This is a genomic window from Flagellimonas sp. L-11 (assembly GCF_056857735.1).
Window position 1 is genome coordinate 1 of the sequence record NZ_JBSXNR010000031.1, and the last position, 21,854, is coordinate 21,854.

Below are 21,854 nucleotides of genomic sequence, written 5' to 3' on the forward strand. Positions count from 1 at the left end.
AATAATCAAAAACAAATTTGACCTGAGTTTGCGTGCAAATTGCGTGCAAATAAAAAAAGCTCCAAAAGTTAAAAACTCTTGAAGCCTTACTGTTACTGTGGAGAATACCGGATTCGAACCGGTGACCTCTTGCCTGCCAGGCAAGCGCTCTAGCCAACTGAGCTAATCCCCCAAAGAGAGCGCAAAGGAAATACTTTTTTCCGAAAGTATCAAAAATTGCGCCGTTTCCTTAATCTTTTTTAACGCTGAGAACCAGTACAGGTATCTTTGCAAAGAACTCCGACTTAGGTATGGTGTTCTTTTCCCATAGTTTTTTAAAGAATCCACGCTTTCTTCTAAACACACATAACATGTCGGGGTGCTCCTTCTGGAAATACTCCGTCACCCCCAAATAGGTGGTTCCATTTTCGGTAATCGTCAATTGGGTGCTCAAGTCCATCAAAGCTGTGTTAACTTTAAGGTCATCCTCGGTATACCCAGGTCTTTTCACCAACAACAGGCTTACTTCAGACCTAAATTTATTCTTGATCATCACCAATGGGGCCAGAATACTGCTTCTCTTTAAAATACCGGACCCAAAAGCAGTCAGTATTTTTTTCATTGGTTTAAAAATTGTCCCTTTAGGCACAATTAGCGTGGGTATTTCTATCTGCTTAATGATTCTTCCAGAGGTATTTCCCAAATAAAGTTCTTCTTGGATATCATTACTTTTTGGGGCAATAATGATCAAATCAATCCCCAACTCTTTGTTGATGCTCTTCAAACCATCAATAATATCCCCATTATAAGTGGCCATTTTTACCTCTACACCTTTGGTGTCCACCTGGTCTATCACTTCTTTTAAATGTTCTTTGCTGCTCTTGGCAACCTTTTCTTCCACATTGGCCAAGCTGCCCACTGCGGTAGTTACGGAGAACACATCCATTACATAAACTTTGGCCCCAAATTCCGAGGCAAAATCAACGGCATATTGCAATGTTTGAAAAGAATCTGGTGAAGTCCCAATGGGTACAAGTATGTTGTTCATGGTTTGGTGATTACGATTAAACCTTAAATTTACAATTAAATTGAAACGAATCAATGATAAGACACGCAAAGATATCCGAAATACCCGATATCTTGACCATAACCCGGGCCTGTGCCAAAAAAATGCAGGAGAACGGTATCTTCCAGTGGAACGAGCATTATCCTTCCAAAGAAGCTTTTATAAAAGACATTGAGCGCCAAGAACTTTTTGTGGTTGAAGAAAATAGCACTGTTCAGGGTACTATCGTCATTTCCACATTAATGGACGAAGAATACATGCCCATCCAATGGTTGACCCCGAACGGAAACAGCACTTACATTCATCGGCTTTCAGTACATCCAAACCTTCAGGGCAAGGGACTGGCCCAAAAAATGATGGATTTTGCCGAAGCATTTACCAGAGAAAACGGTTTTGTCTCAGTTCGCTTGGACACCTTTTCACAGAACAAAAGAAACCAACGCTTTTACGAACAACGTGGCTACCAAAAACTCGGGGATATTTTCTTTCCCAAACAAAGCGAGCATCCTTTTCATTGTTATGAATTAGTGCTGTAACTTGCGGCCGATTTGAGCACACAGGTAAATTTTAAGAGCATTAACCAATTGGCAATCCCAGCAACTATTTCTGGGATTGCAGAGCCCATCCTCTCCATTACGGATACGGCCATAGTGGGCAACATTCCCGTGGACGGACTGGAATCTTTAGCGGCGGCAGGCATCGTGGGATCGTTTTTGTCCATGCTCATTTGGGTGCTGGGCCAGACGCGTAGCTCCATTTCTGCCATTATTTCCCAGTATCTGGGAGCTGGAAGACTGGACGAGGTAAAAAATATGCCTGCACAGGCCATTTTCCTGAACATTCTTCTGAGCATTGTAGTGCTGCTCACCACCATCTTTGTAATCAAAGAAATTTTTACGCTCTTCAATGCATCTGGTAAAATTTTGGAATATTGTGTTTCCTACTATTCCATTCGGGTTTGGGGGTTTCCACTAACCCTTTTCACATTTGCCGTTTTTGGTATCTTTCGCGGATTGCAAAATACCTTCTACCCCATGGTAATCGCCATGCTGGGGGCCGGGCTCAACATTCTTTTGGACTTTATTCTGGTCTATGGAATTGATGGATTCATTCCAGCACTTTATTTGGAAGGTGCCGCATGGGCCAGTTTGATTGCCCAAGCCATCATGGCCATCTTGGCTCTTATTTTATTGGTTAAAAAGACGGACATCAGTATGAAATTGACCCTTCCGCTGAACAAGGAAATCAAACGGTTGATTTTTATGAGCCTTAACCTTTTTGTAAGGACCTTGGCACTCAATGCCGCGCTGATGCTGGCCGTTCGCGAAGCCACTACCTTGGGCGACCGCTTTATCGGGGCACACACCATTGCCGTAAACCTTTGGTTGTTTGCCGCATTTTTTATTGATGGCTACGCCGCAGCGGGCAATAGTATGGGCGGAAAACTCTTGGGCGCCGCCGATTACGATGGCTTATGGAAATTGGCCAAGACCATATTTAAATACGGGATGGCCGTAAGCCTTGCTCTCATGTGTTTTGGGTTTATTTTTTATCGGCCCATCGGCCACCTTTTTTCGAATGAGGAAATTGTGCTCAACACTTTTTACAGCATTTTTTATATTGTGATTCTAGGGCTGCCCATGAACACCTTGGCTTTCATTTTTGATGGGATTTTTAAAGGGATGGGGGAAATGAAATATCTTAGAAATGTACTCTTGGCTGCTACCTTTTTAGGATTTATCCCATGTCTGTATTTGGGCATGTATTTGGGGCTCGGTTTTTATGCCATTTGGATAGCCTTTGTAGTTTGGATGATGATTCGCGGATTCTCTCTGGTCTGGAAATTTAGGAGAAAGTTCCGACCCTTGGTGCAAAACCCTTAATTTAGTGCTCAAAGACATCTGATAATCAATTTTAATGACAACAGATAGAACCAACGGAAGTTTATACACCAAAATAGAAAACAGGATTGCCACGGTCGAATTTGGTCACCCTGCCAGTAATTCCTTTGTTTCCGAGCTTTTGGCCCGACTAGCAAAGGAGTTTGACAAGTTAGGGGAAAACGACGAGGCTTCCGTCATTGTTTTAAAATCCGAAGGGGAAAGAGCCTTTTGTGCCGGCGCCTCTTTTGATGAATTGGTGGCCGTTTCCAATTTGGAAGAAGGCAAAGAGTTTTTCAGCGGGTTCGCCAATGTCATCAACGCCATGCGCAAATGTCCCAAACCGATTATCGGTCGGGTTCAGGGCAAAACCGTAGGTGGCGGGGTCGGATTGGCCTCGGCCTGTGATTATGTACACGCAACGGTCGAAGCTGCCATTAAACTCTCCGAAATTTCCATAGGAATTGGGCCCTTTGTGATTGCGCCCGCTGTAGAACGCAAAATGGGGAAAGCCGCTCTGGCGGAGCTCACATTGTATCCCTCGGAGTGGAAAAACGCCTACTGGGCCAAAGAACAGGGGCTCTACTCCAAAGTATACGATTCCATTTCCGAAATGGACAAAGAACTGGACATACACCTCCAAAAATTGGCAACCTACAACCCAGAGGCACTTGCTGAAATGAAAAAAGTACTTTGGGAAGGAACGGAGCATTGGGACGAACTATTGTTGGAACGAGCAGAAGCTTCCGGAAGGTTGGCGCTTTCGCCAAATACCAAAAAAGCATTGGAAAAATTTAAAAAATAAATTTAGTTATGAAAGATTTGGTTTTCCCCATATTGGCCCTTTTCGTAATTGTGGTCTATGTGGTCAACAGAATACGAAGCAACAGACGCTATAAAAAATAATATATATAATATATATTTTATACATTTGTTAATGTAGAGTTTGAAAGACCACGTTTTATGGAACATCATGTAAAAAAGCTTATTGAAGTCGATAAATCCCTTGTGGTAAAATTAAAAGTGCTTTCCGCTTTTGAAAATATGAGCGTCAAGGCCTTGATGGAAAAAGCTGTGGTTGAATATGTTAAGAACAAAGAACTAGAACGTTTCGAAAAGCTTTCAGAAAAGGAAAAAGAAGATCTTGGGCTTTTACTTTTGATGCAACAAGCAGACAAAGAAGACTTTGTTAGCGAAGACGATGTCTTTAAAATTCTGGATGAATGAATATCAAGTATCATAAATCACTTGAAAAAGATTTAAGAAAGATTAATGATAAAAAGATAAAGCAAAAGTTAAAGCTTATCATTCTCGAAATGAAAGAGACCGAGGTTTTGGATGAACTTAAGTCTGTAAAGAAATTAGCAGGGCATCCCAACGCTTTCAGAATGAGGATAGGTTTATACCGCCTAGGTTTTTATTACGAAAACAATACCTTAATATTGTCTCGTTTTGTAAAACGAAATGACATTTATAAACTTTTTCCTTAGACCCATTGGACAATATATCACTTCCCAAAGGCAAAAAAGTCTATTTCGCGAGCGACAACCACCTTGGTGCCCCCACCCACAAGGATAGTCTGCCCCGTGAGAAAAAATTCGTGGCCTGGCTCGATTCCATAAAGAAAGATGCCGCTGCTATTTTTTTGATGGGCGACCTTTTCGACTTTTGGTTCGAGTACAAAACCGTAGTCCCAAAAGGCTTTACGCGCACTCTGGGCAAGTTGGCGGAACTCTCCGATATGGGCATCCACATCAACTACTTTGTGGGCAACCATGATCTTTGGATGAACGGTTATTTTGAAGAAGAACTCAACATCCCAGTTTATCATAAACCTCAGCAGTTCCTGATCAACGATACTTCTTTTTTTATTGGCCATGGTGATGGATTGGGTCCGCACGACAAAGGTTTTAAACGGATGAAAAAGGTTTTTACCAACCCCGTTGCCCAATGGCTTTTTAAATGGTTGCATCCTGATATGGGGGTTCGTTTGGGGCAACATCTGTCCGTGAACAACAAAATGATTTCCGGCGAGGCCGATGCCAAATTCTTGGGAGAGGACAAGGAATGGCTCATTTTATACGCCAAACGCAAGCTGGAGGAGCAGCATTACGACCATTTCATTTTTGGTCACCGTCATCTGCCGATGGAAGTCAAACTCAACGAAAAATCCACCTATACCAATCTCGGAGACTGGATTTCCTATTTTACCTATGCTGTTTTTGATGGGGAAAAATTGACCTTGGAGAAACTGGACGACTAATCTTCCTTCTCGTGCTCATCAATATCTTTTTGGAGGTCCAATCGCCTAAAGGTTGGTGAAACAATGGCTGTTGTTCCTGCCGTTAAAAGTGTCATACATCCTCCAAACACTACCGCAGTGACCGTTCCCAATAATTTAGCGGCCACTCCGCTTTCAAAAGCTCCCAACTCGTTAGATGAACCTACAAACATTGAGTTTACCGAAGCTACCCTACCCCGCATGTTGTCAGGAGTTTTTAACTGTAGTATCGTCTGGCGTATGATCATGGAAACACCATCTACGGCACCACTTAGGAACAGAGCGATTACGGATAACCAAAATAGTTCCGACAGTCCAAACACTATAATACAGACTCCAAAGGCGAAAACCGCCATCAATAATTTTTTGCCCGCATTTTTGTGCAATGGAAATCGGGTAGAACCCAACATGGTAATGGAAGCTCCCACAGCAGGTGCTGCCCGTAAAATTCCAAATCCTTCGGAGCCTACATGCAAAATATCTTGGGCATAAACGGGCAAAAGTGCTACGGCACCTCCAAAAAGCACCGCAATCATATCCAAAGTAAGCGCTCCAAATATCGCCTTGTTTCCAAAAACAAATTTGAGTCCATCCCGTAAACTTTGAAAAACGGGTTCTCCAAGTTTCGGGTTCATAATGGGTTTTCTAGGAATCTGGAAAAGAAAAATCAATGCCATCAAAGAGAAACCAAAAATAACGCACATGCTCCAGTGCACTCCTATCCAACTAATGGAAAATCCTGCCAAAGCCGGACCTAAAACAGATGCCAATTGCCATGTGGAACTGCTCCACGTAGCTGCATTGGGGTATATTTTTTTTGGAACGATCAATGCAATCAGGGAAAAAATGGTCGGTCCCAAAAAAGACCGTACAAAGCCTCCCAAAAACACCAAAGCATAAATGGAATACAGGATTGTTTTGGATTCCCAAGCATCTTCAAGTCCAGGCCAACTCAACAAAAACAGTCCAAGACTTATCACCGAAAATCCCGCGATACAGGTAATCAAAAGGTTTCGCTTTTCTTTTTGATCCACAATGTGTCCGGCAAAGAGTGCCATGCTCACCGCTGGTATTACCTCCATCAACCCAATAATTCCCAAGGACAATGGGTCTTTGGTCAAAGAATACACCTGCCATTCAATCACAATAAATTGCATGGACCACGCAAATACCATGGCAAAACGCACAATCAAAAATATATTGAATTCCTTAAAGCGGAGGGCAGCGTAGGGATCCATAAATAGCTAGCGAATATCTCTTAGTTTAAGTTGAGGGCTCACCGTTCCTTTCCATTCATTTTCATCCAACGAAAATACGGCATCAAAAGATTGTACGCCCTTAACTTTGTCTATTTTATTGCCCAAATTAAATCCAATGCCACCAATTGGATTGGAACCGGACTGATATACACTGCATTTTAAATGTTTCCCCCCTTCACCTACACCGCGGGCATACCCTGTGTCCTTTAGTCCTTCTGCCATAAAAATTGGCATCATGTTTCCGGGGCCAAAAGGGGCAAATTGTTTTAAGATGCGCATTAATTTTGGCGTAATTTGATGCATTTCAATTTTGGCATCCACTGAAATTTCAGGTTGTAGAAGTTGTGGGTCGATAGTTTCCGACACCACTTTTTCAAACTGTGCTTTAAACGCTTCGTACTGTTCTTCCAAGAGCGTCAAACCTGCTGCGTACATGTGCCCTCCGAACTGTTCCAGACAATCGGAACAGCCTTCGAGTGCATTATAAATATCAAAACCTTTTACGGAACGGGCCGAAGCCGTTAATTTGTCCCCACTTTTGGTAAAGACCAGCGTGGGCCTGTAATAGGTTTCGGTAAGGCGTGAAGCCACAATGCCTATTACCCCTTTATGCCAATTTTCATTATAAACCACAGAGGTAAATTTATCCTCTTCCTGGTTTTGTTGAATTTGAATTAGGGCTTCTTGTGTAATCTCTTGGTCCAAACTTCGTCGCTCGGTATTAAACAGTTCTATCTCGGAAGCAAACTGCTTTGCTTGGGCAAAGTTGGTCTCGGTAAGTAAAGTAACGGCATGCTGACCGTGCTTCATACGTCCGGCAGCATTGATTCGTGGCGCAATAATGAAGACCACATCGGTAATGGTGAGTTCCCTTTTTTTGGTCTGATCGATCAGCGCTTTTATACCTGTTCTTGGGTTTTCGTTGATCACGAGCAATCCATAATAAGCCAGCACACGATTTTCTCCCGTAATGGGTACAATATCGGCAGCAATGGCAGTGGCTACCAAATCCAGGTAAAGTAAAAGATCATCAATAGTTTTGCCTTGTTTAGATCCCAAAGCCTGAATCAATTTCAAACCGACCCCGCATCCACAGAGTTCTTTGTATGGATATGCACAATCATCTTGCTTTGGATCCAAAATCGCCACGGCATCGGGCAATGTCCCTCCCGGTCTGTGGTGATCGCACACAATCACATCTATTCCTTTCTCCTTGGCATATTTTATCTGGTCGATTGCCTTAATCCCACAATCCAAGGCAATAATAAGGCTTATATCGTTGTCCGCGGCAAAGTCAATTCCCTGAAAGGATATTCCATACCCTTCCAAGTAACGATCGGGAATGTACGTGGCCACATTCGGGTATGTTTCCATCAGAAAGGAGCTCATCAAGGCTACCGAAGTGGTTCCATCCACATCGTAATCTCCATACACCAATATGTTTTCTTCATTGGCCATAGCTTGTTGAATCCGTTCCACGGCCTTGCCCATACCCTTCATCAAAAAAGGGTCGTGCAAATGGGACAGCTCTGGCCGAAAGAATGCTTTGGCTCCTTCATAATCGGTGATGCCCCTTTGAAGCAATAGCTGTGCTATTAGGTCTTCTACTTTCAATGCATCGGAAAGATGGTCTATGGCCTCTTGTGCAGGTTTTGGTTTTATGGTCCAGCGCATGGTTTTTCAATTTTTTGAGCACCGTCAGTTCGAGTGTTTCGAAAAATTTTCGAAACGTATCGAGAACGGCTTATTGAAACTTCTTTTTGGCAAGATTGGGCAATGCATCATATTTACCGTTTATGAGGGCTTCCTTTTTGGCTGTTGACCATTTCTTTATCTGTTTTTCTTTTTGGGTTGCCAAAGCAATATTGGTGAGCTTTGCATAGAAAACCAATTCTACAGGCCTTCTTGAAAAAGTATAACTCCCTTTGTGCTTACCATTTGTATGCCCAAACATTCGTTTTTCAAGATTGGAGGTAATGCCGGTATAATATGTTCCATCTGAACCATTTAAGATGTAAACATAAGACAATTTCATTTATTGAATCACTTCTCGATACAGTTCCGATTGCATCAGAATCACTCGAAGTGACGAATTATTTATGATGAAAAATCGTCTTGATGTCCAATTTGGCAAATTTTCGGAACATTTCCATGACCCCGCAATATTTTTCCACGGAAAGGTCCACAGCTTTTTGGAGTTTGTCCTCATTGAGGTTGGAACCCGTAAAGTGATATTCAACAACAACGGAATCGTAATGTTTTGGATGTTCATCGGTAAGGTTGGCTATGGTCTCAATCTTAAAATCATCCACATCCAATTTCATTTTTTTAATTAGTGACGCCACATCAAGACCGGAACAACCGGCCAAACTGGATAACATTAGGGCTTTGGGGCGCAATCCTGCAGCAGAGCCACCACTTTCTTCCCCGGCGTCGATTCGTACAGTATGTCCGGATGGGTTGTTGCTCTCAAAAGCCATTTCACCCAACCATTTGGTAGTTATGTGATTTGTCATGAAGTTTAATTTTTGTTTCTTGTGGAGTTCAAAAATACAATTTATAACTCAACCATGGCTTTAGTATCCCCCCTTGCCCCTAATCACGACCCAGAAACCAAACAACTGGCGGAATTCTTTAACGAAACCCTTGGGTTTTGTCCCAATTCCGTTTTGACCATGCAGCACAGGCCGGCGATTTCCAAGGCGTTTATTAACCTTAACAAAGCGGTGATGGCCAATGAGGGCAGGGTGACTTCAGCACTAAAACGAATGATTGCCTGGGTAAGCAGTAACGCAACAGGGTGTAGGTATTGCCAGGCCCATGCTATTCGAGCGGCAGAAAGGTACGGTGCCAAACAAGAACAACTGGACAATATTTGGGAGTACAGAACACATGAAGCCTTTTCTGAAGCAGAAAGGGTAGCCTTGGACTTTGCTTTGGCTGCCTCGCAGGTACCAAACACCGTTAATGGGAATATAAAAAAACGCTTGCATCAGTTTTGGGATGACGGTGAAATAGTTGAAATGATGGGGGTTATCTCTCTTTTTGGGTTTCTTAACCGCTGGAACGACTCCATGGGCACAACCATTGAAGATGGCGCCGTGGAAAGTGCTCAGAAATATTTAGGCGAAGTGGGTTGGGAAAAAGGAAAGCACGATGGATCTAAATATTAGACTATGCTCAAGAAATAAGGCTAGTTGAAACCCTTTTCTTTAAATCCGGTAGTACATCTTTACCGAACCAAGGGTTTTTACTCAACCAAAACCGATTTCTGGGCGATGGGTGGGGCAACACAAAGCAGTCGGGCAAATATTCCTGATAGTTATTCACCGTTTCCGTCAAGTTTCTTTTCATGGTATTGCCCAAATAATATTTTTGGGCGTATTGGCCTATCAAAATAGTAAGTTTTAGGTCAGGCATTTGATTAACCAAAGCTTTATGCCACAACGGGGCACATTCCGGTCTCGGGGGCAAATCCCCAGATTTTCCCTTTCCCGGGTAGCAAAAACCCATGGGAACTAAAGCAAAAAGTTGTTCGTCATAAAATTGCTCGTCCGCGACATTCAACCATTTTCTGAGTTGCTTTCCACTGGGATCGTCCCACGGAACACCTGTTTGGTGCACCCTGGTACCGGGTGCTTGCCCAATAATGGCAATCTTGGATTTGGGGTGGGCAGCAACAATGGGGCGGGGACCCAAGGGCAGGTGCTCTTGGCAAACGGAACAGTTTCGGATTTGAGAAAGTAGATGATCCATTTTTATATAATGGGTCGTAAAGTTTTGTTGAAGTTAACAACTATTTTTTGCCTCCAACCACAATAACAAGCTCACCCTTGGGTGGTTTATCGGTAAAATGCTCCAGCACTTCACTTGTGGTTCCCCGAACGTTCTCCTCGTACAACTTTGTCAATTCACGAGATACAGAAAGGGGTCTTTCTGCTCCAAAGTATTCCACAAATTGGGTCAAGGTTTTAATAAGCTTATGGGGCGATTCATAAAAAACCATGGTTCGGGTTTCTTCGGCGAGTTCCAAAAGTCGGGTCTGGCGACCTTTTTTTAATGGGAGAAACCCTTCAAAAACAAAGCGATCGTTGGGCAGACCGCTATTTACCAAAGCGGGCACAAAAGCGGTGGCTCCCGGTAAACATTCTACCTCAATATCATTTTCAACACAAGCGCGGGTCAATAAAAATCCAGGGTCGGAAATGGCGGGGGTACCCGCATCAGAGATTAGGGCATAGGTAGTACCCTCTTTCATTTTTTGCACCAAGCCATCAATCTGTTTATGTTCGTTGTGCATGTGGTGGCTCTGTAGAGGGGTGTTGATCTCAAAATGCTTGAGCAATTTGCCGCTGGTTCGGGTATCTTCCGCCAAAACCACATCCACTCCCTTGAGCACCTTAATGGCGCGAAGTGTTATGTCCTCCAAATTTCCTATTGGTGTTGGAACCAAGTATAGCTTTCCCATACACCAAAGTTACGGTCTTCTTCCTATTAAAATAAACTTGAAAATTGGATTTATGCGAATCTTCTCTCAATAAGTGCCAAGAATCGGGCTTCGTATTCTTCTTTGCCCTCCCAATTATTATATTCGGGTTTTACCATACTGTTGATAAATGCGATGGAACGTTCCTCCGAATCTATTGTTGTGAGTTGAGAGAGAACACGGGTATAGTCCTCCATGTCGTTATTGAACAGATGTTTTACAAATGCTAGTTTATCGTTGAGCCCTACCTGAAAATCTTTGCCAAGTCGATCATTTAAGGATTTGGGCTTGATTGATTTAGAAGATGCACTGGCACCCTTATTGGGTATCACCTCATCTTTGTCGTTTTTCATAAGGTCGGGCTTGGCCACGAACTCGGCAAACACCTGTTCCAAATCTGCATTGGAGGGCATTTCGGAAACCATGTCCTTAATGGTATCCATGCCTGGAGTCATAATATCTTCCTTGTGTGGATTGCTCTCGGGCACCGATGTGTTACCGCTCAAAACGGCATTGGCCATTTTTTCGAACCTTGAGGCTATCACGTTTTGGGAAACATCTACCTCAACATCGCTCAATTTTTCATCAATAAACTTCAACACGGCCAGCTTTTCGTAAATCTCTCTCGATTTTTTATAAAGTGCCGCAAGATCGGTATCCTCCCTTGCTGTGATTATTTCAGTGGACAACTTAATCAACTCTTCCCTCAATTTCCGTATCATAGCTTTTCTTCTTTATTATAAAAATATAATGATTTTGCAAAAACCCTATCAACAAAAGGTTAAAATCTTATTGAAAACAGGGGGGCAATTTTTTAGTAGCTTTGTGGTCGTCCCAATATAACGGGAAAACAAACAATTTCTTTCAAAAATACGGTATGTTTCTCGAAAACACAGTAAACCCTAAAGAACAGTTTGGATGGATTGAGGTTATCTGCGGTTCCATGTTTTCGGGAAAGACCGAAGAATTGATCCGACGACTGAAACGGGCTCAATTCGCCAAACAAAAAGTGGAAATATTCAAGCCCATTGTGGATACCCGCTACCATGAAGATATGGTCGTATCCCACGATTCCAACGAAATCAGGTCCACCCCCGTCCCGGCCGCAGCCAACATTCGTCTATTGGCGGACGATTGCGATGTAATAGGCATTGACGAGGCCCAGTTTTTTGACGATGAAATCGTGACCGTATGCAACGACTTGGCCAACCGTGGGGTCCGTGTGGTGGTCGCTGGTCTGGACATGGATTTTAAAGGAAATCCATTTGGCCCCATGCCCGCATTAATGGCAACGGCAGAATATGTGACCAAGGTACATGCCGTATGTACCCGAACCGGGAATTTGGCGAACTACAGTTTTAGAAAATCCCTTAACGACAATTTGGTGCTACTGGGCGAAACTGAGGAATACGAGCCCTTGAGCAGGGCCGCATTCTACAAGGCCATGCTGCGCGAAAAAATAAAGGAAATGGATGTGGAATCGGAAGAAGTGGGCACCCAAAAAAAGAAATCCAATGAGTAAGGTCGGAGAAACTACCTTGGTTTTAGATCTTTCGGCCTTGGAACACAACTACAACTATTTGCGATCCAAAACAAAACCAAAAACCAAATTTTTAGGGGTGGTTAAAGCTTTTGCCTACGGAAGCGATATGATTGCCATTGCCCAAAAACTGGAACAAATGGGTGTCGATTATTTGGCCGTTGCCTATGTAAGCGAAGGTGTTTTATTACGCAAAGCAGGAATTAAAACACCTATTTTGGTGTTGCATCCTCTTGCTTCAAACTTTGAAGATTTAATTGTACACCACTTGGAGCCCAGCATTTATTCCAAGAATATTTTGAATCAATTTCTTGAAGCCGCCAAAGAAAAGCAACAAAACGATTATCCTATCCACATTAAATTCAATACAGGATTGAACCGTTTGGGTTTTTCTGAGGATGATGTTGATTTTATTGCCAAGGAAACGAAGCGCAACGGATGCATCAAAATAGTTTCGGCTTTTTCACATTTGGCCGCTTCTGAAGACACCAATGAACGTGATTTTAGTTTGAAGCAAATCAACGCCTTCAAAATAGTAAGCGATACCCTAAGTTCAATACTGGGATATGCCCCAATGCGGCATATGTTGAACACTTCGGGCATCATCAATTATCCCGAAGCGCAGTTTGAAATGGTACGCAGCGGAATCGGCCTGTACGGTTATGGCAATCACGCCAAAGTGGATGCACAATTAAAACCTGTGGCCACACTCAAAACCATCATCTCACAAATCCATCAAATTGATGCCCACGAATCCATAGGGTACAACCGGGCCTATAAATCCAATCGACCCATAAAAAGTGCCACACTCCCCATAGGCCATGCAGATGGCATTGGGCGACAATATGGAAAAGGCAAAGGCTTTGTTGTGATCAATGGTGAAAAAGCCCCCATCATTGGAAACGTTTGCATGGACATGATCATGGTAGATGTAACAAAAATAGACTGCCAAGAAGGGGACGAGGTTATTGTATTCGGTCCAAACAATTCTGCGGAAAGCTTTGCTTTGTCGGCAAACACCATATCCTACGAGATTCTCACCGCCATATCCCAACGGGTAAAAAGAATTCTTATCGGGGCTTAATATTATCTTTTTTGCTTAATTTGTTTACGATTAACCAATACTCAACTATAAAATGGGATTTTTAAAAGAGTTTAAAGAATTTGCCATGAAGGGGAACCTGGTGGATATCGCCGTAGGTTTCGTCATGGGTGCCGCTTTCAAAGAAGTGGTTTCTTCGTTCACGGGAGGCATTGTTTCCCCTTTGATCGGATTGTTGTTCAATTCAGATTTCAATGATCTGAAATATGTAATTACCGAAGGTACTCCCAATGATGCCGGAGAGATCGTTGGAGAAATAGCCGTGCTCTACGGTGCATTCCTTACCAATGTCATCGATTTTATAATCGTTGCCTTTGTAATGTTCCTTGTTGTAAAGGGCGTAAACAAAATGAAGAAAAAAGAGGAGCCTGCCCCAGAACCTCCAAAGGGACCAACCCAAGAGGAGCTATTGGCAGAAATCCGCGATTTGTTGAAGAAATAAAAATCGTTGATGCTCAATAGCGTTCGGCAGTCCGCTACATCACAATAACCATTAAAAACCATCAATGTGTTTCGCTATCATGTTGATGGTTGTTTTATTTGTAACAATTTGTTATTTTTTGATTATTCATAAAGAAAAGCTTGTTTAAACCGCTGACTAAAGTACCTTTGCGACAAGAAATAATTTTACGATGAAAGTAGCAGTAGTTGGAGCCACCGGAATGGTAGGCGAGGTCATGTTGAAAGTATTGGAAGAACGTAACTTCCCTATTTCAGAATTGTTGTTGGTTGCCTCGGAGCGTTCCGTGGGCAAAAAACTCACCTATAAAAATAAAGAACATACCGTAATTGGTTTGGCAGATGCCGTTGCGGCCCAACCCGATATTGCCATTTTCTCGGCAGGTGGCGACACCTCGTTGGAATGGGCGCCAAAATTTGCCGAAGCGGGAACCACGGTAATCGATAACTCCTCCGCTTGGCGCATGGATCCGAGCAAAAAATTGGTGGTGCCCGAAATCAATGCAAGTGAACTTACCGCAGAGGACAAAATTATAGCAAATCCCAACTGCTCCACCATTCAAATGGTATTGGCGTTGGACCCGCTGCACAAAAAGTATCAGATGAAACGTGTGGTGGTTTCTACTTATCAATCCGTTTCGGGAACGGGGGTTAAGGCCGTGGAGCAAATGGAGAACGAAGCTGCCGGAATCGAAGGCGAAATGGCATATCCTTACCCCATCAACCGCAATGCGTTGCCCCATTGCGATGTGTTTTTGGAGAATGGCTACACCAAAGAAGAAATGAAATTGGCCCGTGAGCCACAAAAAATATTGGACGACCGTACTTTTTCCGTAACTGCTACCGCAGTTCGTATTCCAACGGCTGGTGGACACTCGGAATCCGTAAACGTGGAATTCCACAACGATTTTGATTTGGCAGAGGTTCGAAAGTTGTTAAGTGAAACCCCTGGTATCGTTGTTCAGGACAACCCGGACACCAATACCTACCCCATGCCCGTTTTTGCCAATGGTAAGGACGATGTTTTTGTAGGCCGTATCCGCAGGGACGAAACCCAGCCCAATACGCTGAACATGTGGATTGTGGCGGATAACCTAAGAAAAGGAGCCGCTACCAATGCTGTCCAGATTGCGGAGTATTTGGTGGAGAACAATTTGGTTTCCAACAACACTCCCGAGGCAATTTCATAAAATACGTTAAAGCAGCGATTACAGCCAATTGGTTTGTGTCTTTTATGGTATTTTTATCGGAATCAATCCGATAAAACATGAAGAACATAAGTCTGTTGGCTGTACTGGTTTTATTTGCAGCCTGCCAAATAGAAACTAAAAAAAGAGAACCCATTACCGTGAACTACCCTACAACCAAAAAAGTTGACACCGTTGATAATTATTTTGGAACCGAAGTCCCCGACCCCTACCGTTGGTTGGAAGATGATCGAAGCAAAGAAACTGAAGCTTGGGTAAAAGAGCAAAATACGGTCACTTTTGGGTATTTGGACAAAATCCCGTTCCGGGAAGATTTAAAAAACCGACTGGAAAAGCTGTGGAACTACGAAAAAGTGGGTTCCCCGTTCAAGGAAGGTGACTATACCTATTACTACAAAAACAACGGCCTGCAAAACCAATATGTGGTTTACCGAAAAAAGGGTGATGGTGAAGAAGAAGTCTTTTTGGACCCCAATACTTTTTCCGAAGACGGCACCACATCTTTAATGGGCCTTAGTTTCACCAAAGACGGTTCCAAAGCCGCATATCTTATCTCCGAAGGCGGAAGTGATTGGCGCAAGGGCATCGTTATCGATGCCAAATCCAAAGAAATTGTAGGGGACACCTTGGTCGATATCAAGTTCAGTGGAATTTCTTGGAAGGGAAATGATGGTTTTTTCTATTCAAGCTACGATAAACCGGAGGGAAGCGAACTTTCCGCAAAAACGGACCAGCATAAATTGTATTACCACAAACTGGGCACACCTCAATCCGAAGATAGCATCATTTTTGGCGGCACTCCAGAAGAAAAACACCGTTACGTAGGTGGTTCCGTTTCCGAGGATCAAAAATACTTGTTCATCTCGGCATCCGTTTCCACTTCTGGGAACAAATTATTTATGATGGATCTTTCCAAAACCAATCCTGAACTCATCACCATTTTGGATGATACCGATTCCGACACTTACGTTATCGACAACGAAGGGTCCAAGCTTTATTTGGTAACCAACCGAGAGGCTCCCAACAAAAAAGTAGTGGTAGTTGATGCTGCAAACCCAACCCCGGATAATTGGGAAGATTTGATTCCAGAGACCGAAAACGTATTGACCGCTGGAACGGGCGGAGGTTATCTCTTTACCGAGTATATGGTGGATGCCATTTCCAAAGTGCTTCAATATGATTATGAGGGCAACTTGGTCCGCGAAGTAGCGTTGCCCGGCGTAGGAAGCGCAGGAGGTTTTGGTGGCAAGAAAGAAGACAAAGAATTTTATTTCTCCTTTACCAATTATAACACGCCCGGCTCGTTGTACAAATACAATGTAGAGACTGGCGAATACGAGCAATACTGGAAACCTCAAATTGATTTTAATCCAGATGATTATGAATCAGAACAAGTTTTTTATACCTCAAAAGATGGCACCAAAGTGCCCATGATCATCACTTATAAAAAAGGAACCGAGCTTAACGGTAAAAACCCCACCATCCTTTATGGTTATGGCGGTTTCAATGTTAGTTTAACACCGTCCTTTAGCATTGTAAATGCCGTTTGGATGGAGCAAGGCGGTGTATATGCCGTTCCCAACCTTAGGGGAGGTGGAGAATACGGTAAAAAATGGCACATTGCAGGCACCAAACTTCAAAAGCAGAACGTTTTTGATGACTTTATTACCGCTGCTGAATATTTGATTGACAACAAGTACACTTCCAAAGAATATTTGGCCATCCGAGGTGGTTCCAATGGAGGTTTATTGGTAGGTGCCACCATGACCCAGCGTCCCGACCTAATGCAAGTGGCATTGCCAGCCGTGGGTGTATTGGATATGCTGCGCTATCATACTTTTACCGCAGGAGCAGGATGGGCCTACGATTATGGAACTTCCGAGGACAGCGAGGAAATGTTTAAATATATTAAAGGCTATTCCCCAGTGCACAACGTAAAAGAAGGAACAGCATATCCGGCTACTTTGGTGACAACCGGAGACCACGACGACCGTGTGGTTCCTGCGCACAGCTTTAAATTTGCTGCAGAATTACAGGAAAAACAAGCTGGTGATCAACCTACCCTTATCCGAATCGAGACCAATGCCGGCCACGGAGCGGGAACGCCCGTAAGTAAAACCATTGAGCAATATGCTGATATCTTTGGGTTTACTTTTTATAATATGGGATACGATGAATTGCCCAACCAGGCCGTGCTCAAGGAGTTTAAAGATTAAAAATTGACTTAAAGCTGTTCAGAAAGTAAATTAAAACGTCATTCTGAACAGCTTTTTACATATTTATGTTAAAAGTTCAAGTAGATTCTTTCGGTTACCAAGACCAAAATATTTTAAAGGACATTTATTTTAATGTAGCCCCAGGGGAACATGTGGCCTTAATGGGCGAAAGTGGTTCGGGCAAAAGCACCTTGCTAAAAATTATCTATGGTCTCCTTCACATAGAAGAAGGTTCTGTTTTTTGGGGCGATATAGAAGCTTTGGGGCCCAACTTTAACCTTGTTCCCGGTGAACCGTACATGAAATATCTGGCACAGGATTTTGATTTGATGCCCTTCATTTCCGTGGAAGAAAACATTGGTCAGTTCCTTTCCGTGTTTGAACGTGAAACACACGAGGAACGCATCAACGAACTCTTGGAGTTAATTGAAATGAAGCCTTATGCAAAGACCAAGGTGAAATACCTCAGCGGTGGACAGCAGCAACGGGTAGCACTTGCTCGGGTTTTAGCGCAGGAACCCGAGATTCTCCTTTTGGACGAACCGTTTGGCCATATTGATAACTTTAAACGCAACTCGCTACGTCGAAACCTCTTTTTGTACCTCAAAAAACAGGGCATAACCGTACTCACCGCAAGCCACGACCCAAATGATGTGCTGCCCTTTGCGGAACGCACCCTAATTTTGGAAAAAGGCAACATTATTGCCAACCAGAACACCCAAGGTTTATATAAAAACCCGCCCAATTACCATACGGCCTCATTGTTTGGGCAAGTAAACGAGGTTCCCATGAAACTTTTGAAATCATATTCTGAGATTGAAAGGTCGGTGCTGATATATCCCCACGAGTTCAAGTTTTCCGATGCCTCTGGGCTAAAAATTGAGGTTACAAACTCGTTTTTTAAAGGAAGTCATCACTTAAACGAGGGGGTTGCCGATGATGGCACTGTTATCTTTTTTAATTCCGATAAAAAACAGGGAAAAGGAGTGACCATTTTTCTTAATGTATCTTTGGAGACCATCAACAGAAGGCTTCAGGTTGGACAAAAAACAAATACATAGGGAGTTACAGTTTAAGGCCATGCGCAGCAGCGGGGCCGGAGGGCAACATGTAAACAAGGTTTCCTCCAAAGTGGAACTTACTTTCAATATTCCTGCTTCCGAAGGACTTTCCGACAGAGAAAAACAACGGATTCAACTAAAGCTCCATTCTCGACTCACTAATGACGGTACTTTGGTTCTTCAATGTGATGAAGCCCGAAGCCAGCACAGAAACAAAGACTTAGTGGTAAAACGTTTTTTTGAACTTTTGAAAAAAGCACTCACCATACCCAAAAAGCGAAAGCCCACCAAACGCACCAAATCCTCCATAGAAAAACGATTGCGGTCCAAAAAGAAAACTGCAGAAAAAAAGACAACCCGTAAAAAACCTGATTTGGGGAAATAAAGATTTGTCGGTTTTACCAACGCTAGATTATAAACCCATCAAAAAACCTCATCCACAACAATTCTAATTGACTGAATTTAATATCCTCGCTACAAATGCTTAAATTTCAGTCAAATTATAACTAACTCAAAAAAATGATTTCTAAAACTACAAACCTCAAAACATTGCTGCTCTCCGCGACAATGGCTTTGTCTTGTGCTGCTTTTTCCGTAGCACAAACAGTCCCCTCCCCCGAAGATGTATATGGATTTAGGGTAGGAGCCGATTACAAACTGGCCGATTATTCCCAAATTGAAGATTATTTGTCCCAATTGGACGCTGCCTCCAATAGGGTGAAAAAAATCGAAATTGGAGAAACCGTTCTAGGTCGTAAAATGTACCTATTGTTCATCTCCACGGAAGAAAACTTAGCTCAGCTTGATAAGTGGAAAGACATCAGCACCAAACTTGCCCGCGTTCAAGTTGACGACGAAGAGGCCGTTAAACTTTCACAAGAAGGAAAAGCCATTGTTTGGGTAGATGGTGGAATGCACTCCACGGAGCTGGCCCACGGACAAATGACATCCGAACTGGCTTATACCCTAGCGACATCTGAAACAGCAGAAATGCAAAAAATCAGGGAAAATGTGATTACCCTTTTAATGCCGGTAATGAACCCCGATGGATTGGATATTGTTGTGGATTGGTACCGAAAAAACCAAGGCACTGCTTATGAGACTTCACGTCCCCCGATTTTGTACCATTACTATATGGGCCACGACAACAACAGGGACTGGTTTATGAACATTATGCCGGAAACCTACAATGTTACCAAAATACTGTACAACGAGTGGTATCCACAAATTGTGTACAACCATCACCAATCTTCTCCTTCTTGGACAAAGATTTCACTTCCTCCATACGCCGACCCGGTGAACCCAAGAATTCACCCAGCCATTACAGCAGGTGTTAGCGAGGTAGGTTCCGCCATGACCAAGCGTTTTTCCCTCGAAAATATGCCCGGCGCCATTGCCGATAACTTTTATACCATGTTCTGGAACGGTGGAGGACGTACCGTACCCTATTACCACAACATGATCGGTATTTTAACCGAAACAGGCCACACCACTCCCACCCCTAGGTTCTACGACCCCGAAAAATTGCCCAAAACCGTTGCCGGTGGCACACCAACCGATGGAACCGATATTATGTACCCAGACCCATGGAAAGGGGGCGAATCCCATTTTAGGGATGCCGTAGATTATATGTTAACGGCAACTTGGGCCACATTGGACCTAGCCGCCGACCGAAAGAGCAACTACCTGCACAATATTTATAAAATGGGTAAATCTTCTGTTGAAAAAGGCAAAACCGAAGGTTTATTTGCCTACATCATCAGTAAAAAACAATGGGATTCTTTTGAGGCCGTAAACTTGGTAAATGTGTTGCTCCGAGGTGGCATCGAAATTGAAAAAGCGACCAGAGATTTTACGGTTAACGGTAAAGAATACGAAGAGGGATCTTATATAATCTACACGGCACAAGCCTTTAGACCTTACTTGATGGACCTCATGGAAAAACAAAATTATCCAACGCGTTTTCAATATCCAGGAGGACCTCCGGACACACCATATGATTTGGCCGGATGGACCTTGCCCATGCAAATGGGGATTGATGTGGACAAAATTTCCGAATCGTTCAGCGCACCCACCGAAAAAGTCACAGATCTTGTAAACTATTACGAAGGTGACGTAAACAGAAATGGTGCATTTGGATATGCCCTTAGCGTTAACACCAACGCCTCGGTAGTGGCCACAAACAAAGTGCTGAAAGCCGGGGGAACCGCATACAAAAGCATGACCGAGTTCAAAGCTGGCAAGCAAACTTTCCCCGCAGGATCCTATATTGTTTCTGGAGAAAAAGAGATGATGGAATCCTTGGCCGACGAATACGGGCTTGAGTTTACCGGATTGTCCGCCAAACCAGAGGTGCAATTGAAAAAAATCCATCTGCCCAAAGTAGGTTTGTACAAGTCTTGGGTGGCCAATATGGATGAAGGATGGACGCGTTTTGTAATGGACGAATATGAGTTTGATATGGACACCCTGCACGATGCCGATATTAAAACCAAAGACCTTTCCCAGTATGATGCCATCATTATCCCGTCGCAAAGGCCAAGCTCCATTTTGCACGGGCACAGTAACTTGAGCATGCCCGAAAAATTCACGGGCGGAATCGGCCTTAAAGGATCAGTGGCCCTTAGTGACTATGTGGAAGAAGGCGGAACGTTAATCGCTTTTGATGCTGCCAGCAATTTTGTGATCGAACAATTCGGATTGCCCTTGCGCGATGCCGTAGCGGGTACCGACAGCAAAGATTTCTTTATCCCGGGATCTTTGATCAAAGCTGGTGTGGATACTTCGCATCCATTGGCTTTTGGTATGAAAGACACGGTTGCCGTTTCATTTAACCGAAGTAGGGCCTTCACCATTAACAAACAAAGCAAAAAAGGTGAAGGTGGTGTAGAAGATATAAAAGACGCACCCGCACCCGATGTCGAAGTAATCGCAACCTATGCCGCCAAAGATCTATTAATGAGCGGTTGGGCCATGGGAGAGGATAAATATATTGCCAAAAAGCCTGCAATGGTTAAAGCTAAATACGGAAAAGGATCGGCCATTTTGTTTGCGTTCCGTCCGCAGTTTAGGGCGCAACCTCGCGGAACTTACAAATTAATCTTTAACGCCATTTACGAAGGTGCTTCGGAATAGCAAGTTTATGTAATTGAATAGAAGGAAGCGGGTGTCTAAAAAGGCACGTTCAGAAGTAGTGTAATTATTTGATTATCAGATAATTAATTCGTATATTTAGGTATGACAAAACCCCGAAAATGAGTCTTCAGCTCGAAAAACGGGGTTTTTTTAATCTTCAATTATGCACAAATTACGAAGAA

Annotated in this window: 23 protein-coding genes and 1 tRNA gene; 15 read left to right on the forward strand and 9 right to left on the reverse strand. The window is 43.3% G+C overall.

The genetic code is table 11. The features are described 5' to 3' along the window. Positions 1-98: 98 nt before the first annotated feature. Together AC13CC_RS03795 and AC13CC_RS03800 are read right to left on the reverse strand one after the other, a co-directional pair. Positions 99-172 (reverse strand) — tRNA-Ala (locus AC13CC_RS03795). A 57-nt stretch (positions 173-229) separates the two neighbouring features. Beyond that, positions 230-1,027, reverse strand: a complete 798-nt coding sequence (locus AC13CC_RS03800; protein ID WP_326276524.1) for a universal stress protein — start codon at positions 1,025-1,027, stop codon at positions 230-232. 53 nt (positions 1,028-1,080) lie between these two features. Here AC13CC_RS03800 and AC13CC_RS03805 point away from each other — a divergent pair, with 53 nt between their 5' ends. The 6 genes from AC13CC_RS03805 to AC13CC_RS03830 all read left to right on the forward strand — a co-directional run bounded on the left by AC13CC_RS03805 (position 1,081) and on the right by AC13CC_RS03830 (position 5,188). Beyond that, on the forward strand, positions 1,081-1,581 hold the full coding sequence (locus tag AC13CC_RS03805; protein ID WP_482876632.1) for a GNAT family N-acetyltransferase: 501 nt from the start codon (positions 1,081-1,083) through the stop codon (positions 1,579-1,581). A 12-nt stretch (positions 1,582-1,593) separates the two neighbouring features. Beyond that, the gene (locus AC13CC_RS03810; RefSeq protein WP_326276527.1) at positions 1,594-2,928 is read left to right on the forward strand and encodes an MATE family efflux transporter; all 1,335 of its coding nucleotides are present in this window, start codon (positions 1,594-1,596) and stop codon (positions 2,926-2,928) included. Positions 2,929-2,962: 34 nt separating this feature from the next. Then, complete coding sequence (locus AC13CC_RS03815; protein ID WP_482876633.1) at positions 2,963-3,730, forward strand: enoyl-CoA hydratase/isomerase family protein; 768 nt, start codon at positions 2,963-2,965, stop codon at positions 3,728-3,730. Between the two features lie 158 nt (positions 3,731-3,888). Next, the gene (locus AC13CC_RS03820; RefSeq protein ID WP_482876634.1) at positions 3,889-4,152 is read left to right on the forward strand and encodes a hypothetical protein; all 264 of its coding nucleotides are present in this window, start codon (positions 3,889-3,891) and stop codon (positions 4,150-4,152) included. After that, positions 4,149-4,415 carry a type II toxin-antitoxin system RelE family toxin gene (locus AC13CC_RS03825; protein ID WP_326276531.1) on the forward strand — a complete coding sequence of 89 codons (267 nt, stop codon included), beginning with the start codon at positions 4,149-4,151 and terminating at the stop codon, positions 4,413-4,415. The genes AC13CC_RS03820 and AC13CC_RS03825 overlap by 4 nt, the downstream gene beginning before the upstream one ends. Before the next feature lie 14 nt (positions 4,416-4,429). Further along, positions 4,430-5,188 (forward strand): UDP-2,3-diacylglucosamine diphosphatase, encoded by a 759-nt coding sequence (locus AC13CC_RS03830; RefSeq protein ID WP_482876648.1) that lies wholly within the window; start codon positions 4,430-4,432, stop codon positions 5,186-5,188. On the opposite strand, the gene AC13CC_RS03835 is transcribed toward AC13CC_RS03830, so the two are convergent. From AC13CC_RS03835 to AC13CC_RS03850, 4 genes are all read right to left on the reverse strand, one after another. Further along, the gene (locus AC13CC_RS03835; RefSeq protein WP_482876636.1) at positions 5,185-6,444 is read right to left on the reverse strand and encodes an MFS transporter; all 1,260 of its coding nucleotides are present in this window, start codon (positions 6,442-6,444) and stop codon (positions 5,185-5,187) included. The two genes, AC13CC_RS03830 and AC13CC_RS03835, sit on opposite strands and share 4 nt — an antisense overlap. A 6-nt stretch (positions 6,445-6,450) precedes the next feature. Then, positions 6,451-8,139, reverse strand: a complete 1,689-nt coding sequence (recJ, locus tag AC13CC_RS03840; RefSeq protein WP_482876638.1) for a single-stranded-DNA-specific exonuclease RecJ — start codon at positions 8,137-8,139, stop codon at positions 6,451-6,453. Between the two features lie 70 nt (positions 8,140-8,209). Further along, a complete protein-coding gene (locus AC13CC_RS03845; protein WP_326276536.1) occupies positions 8,210-8,500 on the reverse strand; it encodes a GIY-YIG nuclease family protein in 291 nt (96 codons plus the stop codon). 58 nt (positions 8,501-8,558) lie between these two features. After that, positions 8,559-8,981 (reverse strand): OsmC family protein, encoded by a 423-nt coding sequence (locus tag AC13CC_RS03850; RefSeq protein WP_326276537.1) that lies wholly within the window; start codon positions 8,979-8,981, stop codon positions 8,559-8,561. A gap of 54 nt (positions 8,982-9,035) precedes the next feature. On the opposite strand from AC13CC_RS03850, the gene AC13CC_RS03855 reads away from it, so the two are divergent. Continuing rightward, complete coding sequence (locus AC13CC_RS03855; protein ID WP_326276538.1) at positions 9,036-9,638, forward strand: carboxymuconolactone decarboxylase family protein; 603 nt, start codon at positions 9,036-9,038, stop codon at positions 9,636-9,638. Between the two features lie 7 nt (positions 9,639-9,645). On the opposite strand, the gene AC13CC_RS03860 is transcribed toward AC13CC_RS03855, so the two are convergent. The 3 genes from AC13CC_RS03860 to AC13CC_RS03870 are packed head-to-tail and all read right to left on the reverse strand — an operon-like array spanning position 9,646 to position 11,673. Further along, positions 9,646-10,221 (reverse strand): uracil-DNA glycosylase family protein, encoded by a 576-nt coding sequence (locus AC13CC_RS03860; RefSeq protein WP_326276539.1) that lies wholly within the window; start codon positions 10,219-10,221, stop codon positions 9,646-9,648. A 40-nt stretch (positions 10,222-10,261) separates the two neighbouring features. Next, positions 10,262-10,933 carry a 16S rRNA (cytidine(1402)-2'-O)-methyltransferase gene (rsmI, locus tag AC13CC_RS03865; protein ID WP_482876639.1) on the reverse strand — a complete coding sequence of 224 codons (672 nt, stop codon included), beginning with the start codon at positions 10,931-10,933 and terminating at the stop codon, positions 10,262-10,264. Between the two features lie 50 nt (positions 10,934-10,983). Then, positions 10,984-11,673 carry a hypothetical protein gene (locus tag AC13CC_RS03870; protein WP_482876641.1) on the reverse strand — a complete coding sequence of 230 codons (690 nt, stop codon included), beginning with the start codon at positions 11,671-11,673 and terminating at the stop codon, positions 10,984-10,986. 155 nt (positions 11,674-11,828) lie between these two features. Between AC13CC_RS03870 and AC13CC_RS03875 the strand changes: the two genes are divergently transcribed. From AC13CC_RS03875 to AC13CC_RS03910, 8 genes are all read left to right on the forward strand, one after another. Next, positions 11,829-12,473 carry a thymidine kinase gene (locus tag AC13CC_RS03875; protein ID WP_326276542.1) on the forward strand — a complete coding sequence of 215 codons (645 nt, stop codon included), beginning with the start codon at positions 11,829-11,831 and terminating at the stop codon, positions 12,471-12,473. Beyond that, on the forward strand, positions 12,466-13,575 hold the full coding sequence (alr, locus tag AC13CC_RS03880) for an alanine racemase (RefSeq protein ID WP_482876642.1): 1,110 nt from the start codon (positions 12,466-12,468) through the stop codon (positions 13,573-13,575). The genes AC13CC_RS03875 and alr overlap by 8 nt, the downstream gene beginning before the upstream one ends. Before the next feature lie 52 nt (positions 13,576-13,627). Continuing rightward, positions 13,628-14,035 carry a large-conductance mechanosensitive channel protein MscL gene (gene mscL, locus AC13CC_RS03885; protein WP_482876643.1) on the forward strand — a complete coding sequence of 136 codons (408 nt, stop codon included), beginning with the start codon at positions 13,628-13,630 and terminating at the stop codon, positions 14,033-14,035. A 190-nt stretch (positions 14,036-14,225) separates the two neighbouring features. Next, on the forward strand, positions 14,226-15,242 hold the full coding sequence (locus AC13CC_RS03890) for an aspartate-semialdehyde dehydrogenase (protein ID WP_482876644.1): 1,017 nt from the start codon (positions 14,226-14,228) through the stop codon (positions 15,240-15,242). A gap of 77 nt (positions 15,243-15,319) precedes the next feature. Further along, complete coding sequence (locus tag AC13CC_RS03895) at positions 15,320-17,476, forward strand: prolyl oligopeptidase family serine peptidase (RefSeq protein ID WP_482876645.1); 2,157 nt, start codon at positions 15,320-15,322, stop codon at positions 17,474-17,476. A 65-nt stretch (positions 17,477-17,541) separates the two neighbouring features. Further along, the gene (locus tag AC13CC_RS03900; protein WP_482876646.1) at positions 17,542-18,537 is read left to right on the forward strand and encodes an ABC transporter ATP-binding protein; all 996 of its coding nucleotides are present in this window, start codon (positions 17,542-17,544) and stop codon (positions 18,535-18,537) included. Next, complete coding sequence (arfB, locus tag AC13CC_RS03905; RefSeq protein ID WP_326276548.1) at positions 18,515-18,922, forward strand: alternative ribosome rescue aminoacyl-tRNA hydrolase ArfB; 408 nt, start codon at positions 18,515-18,517, stop codon at positions 18,920-18,922. The genes AC13CC_RS03900 and arfB overlap by 23 nt, the downstream gene beginning before the upstream one ends. A gap of 134 nt (positions 18,923-19,056) precedes the next feature. Beyond that, on the forward strand, positions 19,057-21,672 hold the full coding sequence (locus AC13CC_RS03910; RefSeq protein ID WP_482876647.1) for a M14 family metallopeptidase: 2,616 nt from the start codon (positions 19,057-19,059) through the stop codon (positions 21,670-21,672). Positions 21,673-21,854 lie beyond the last annotated feature (182 nt).

What these genes read in the sequence shown, in the direction of transcription:
- AC13CC_RS03800 (WP_326276524.1), bottom strand. Translation starts at nt 1,027, where the DNA reads ATGAACAACATACTTGTACCCATTGGGACTTCACCAGATTCTTTTCAA.
- AC13CC_RS03805 (WP_482876632.1), top strand. Translation starts at nt 1,081, where the DNA reads ATGATAAGACACGCAAAGATATCCGAAATACCCGATATCTTGACCATA.
- AC13CC_RS03815 (WP_482876633.1), top strand. Translation starts at nt 2,963, where the DNA reads ATGACAACAGATAGAACCAACGGAAGTTTATACACCAAAATAGAAAAC.
- AC13CC_RS03820 (WP_482876634.1), top strand. Translation starts at nt 3,889, where the DNA reads ATGGAACATCATGTAAAAAAGCTTATTGAAGTCGATAAATCCCTTGTG.
- AC13CC_RS03825 (WP_326276531.1), top strand. Translation starts at nt 4,149, where the DNA reads ATGAATATCAAGTATCATAAATCACTTGAAAAAGATTTAAGAAAGATT.
- AC13CC_RS03835 (WP_482876636.1), bottom strand. Translation starts at nt 6,444, where the DNA reads ATGGATCCCTACGCTGCCCTCCGCTTTAAGGAATTCAATATATTTTTG.
- recJ (WP_482876638.1), bottom strand. Translation starts at nt 8,139, where the DNA reads ATGCGCTGGACCATAAAACCAAAACCTGCACAAGAGGCCATAGACCAT.
- AC13CC_RS03845 (WP_326276536.1), bottom strand. Translation starts at nt 8,500, where the DNA reads ATGAAATTGTCTTATGTTTACATCTTAAATGGTTCAGATGGAACATAT.
- AC13CC_RS03850 (WP_326276537.1), bottom strand. Translation starts at nt 8,981, where the DNA reads ATGACAAATCACATAACTACCAAATGGTTGGGTGAAATGGCTTTTGAG.
- AC13CC_RS03855 (WP_326276538.1), top strand. Translation starts at nt 9,036, where the DNA reads ATGGCTTTAGTATCCCCCCTTGCCCCTAATCACGACCCAGAAACCAAA.
- AC13CC_RS03860 (WP_326276539.1), bottom strand. Translation starts at nt 10,221, where the DNA reads ATGGATCATCTACTTTCTCAAATCCGAAACTGTTCCGTTTGCCAAGAG.
- rsmI (WP_482876639.1), bottom strand. Translation starts at nt 10,933, where the DNA reads ATGGGAAAGCTATACTTGGTTCCAACACCAATAGGAAATTTGGAGGAC.
- AC13CC_RS03870 (WP_482876641.1), bottom strand. Translation starts at nt 11,673, where the DNA reads ATGATACGGAAATTGAGGGAAGAGTTGATTAAGTTGTCCACTGAAATA.
- AC13CC_RS03875 (WP_326276542.1), top strand. Translation starts at nt 11,829, where the DNA reads ATGTTTCTCGAAAACACAGTAAACCCTAAAGAACAGTTTGGATGGATT.
- alr (WP_482876642.1), top strand. Translation starts at nt 12,466, where the DNA reads ATGAGTAAGGTCGGAGAAACTACCTTGGTTTTAGATCTTTCGGCCTTG.
- mscL (WP_482876643.1), top strand. Translation starts at nt 13,628, where the DNA reads ATGGGATTTTTAAAAGAGTTTAAAGAATTTGCCATGAAGGGGAACCTG.
- AC13CC_RS03890 (WP_482876644.1), top strand. Translation starts at nt 14,226, where the DNA reads ATGAAAGTAGCAGTAGTTGGAGCCACCGGAATGGTAGGCGAGGTCATG.
- AC13CC_RS03895 (WP_482876645.1), top strand. Translation starts at nt 15,320, where the DNA reads ATGAAGAACATAAGTCTGTTGGCTGTACTGGTTTTATTTGCAGCCTGC.
- AC13CC_RS03900 (WP_482876646.1), top strand. Translation starts at nt 17,542, where the DNA reads ATGTTAAAAGTTCAAGTAGATTCTTTCGGTTACCAAGACCAAAATATT.
- AC13CC_RS03910 (WP_482876647.1), top strand. Translation starts at nt 19,057, where the DNA reads ATGATTTCTAAAACTACAAACCTCAAAACATTGCTGCTCTCCGCGACA.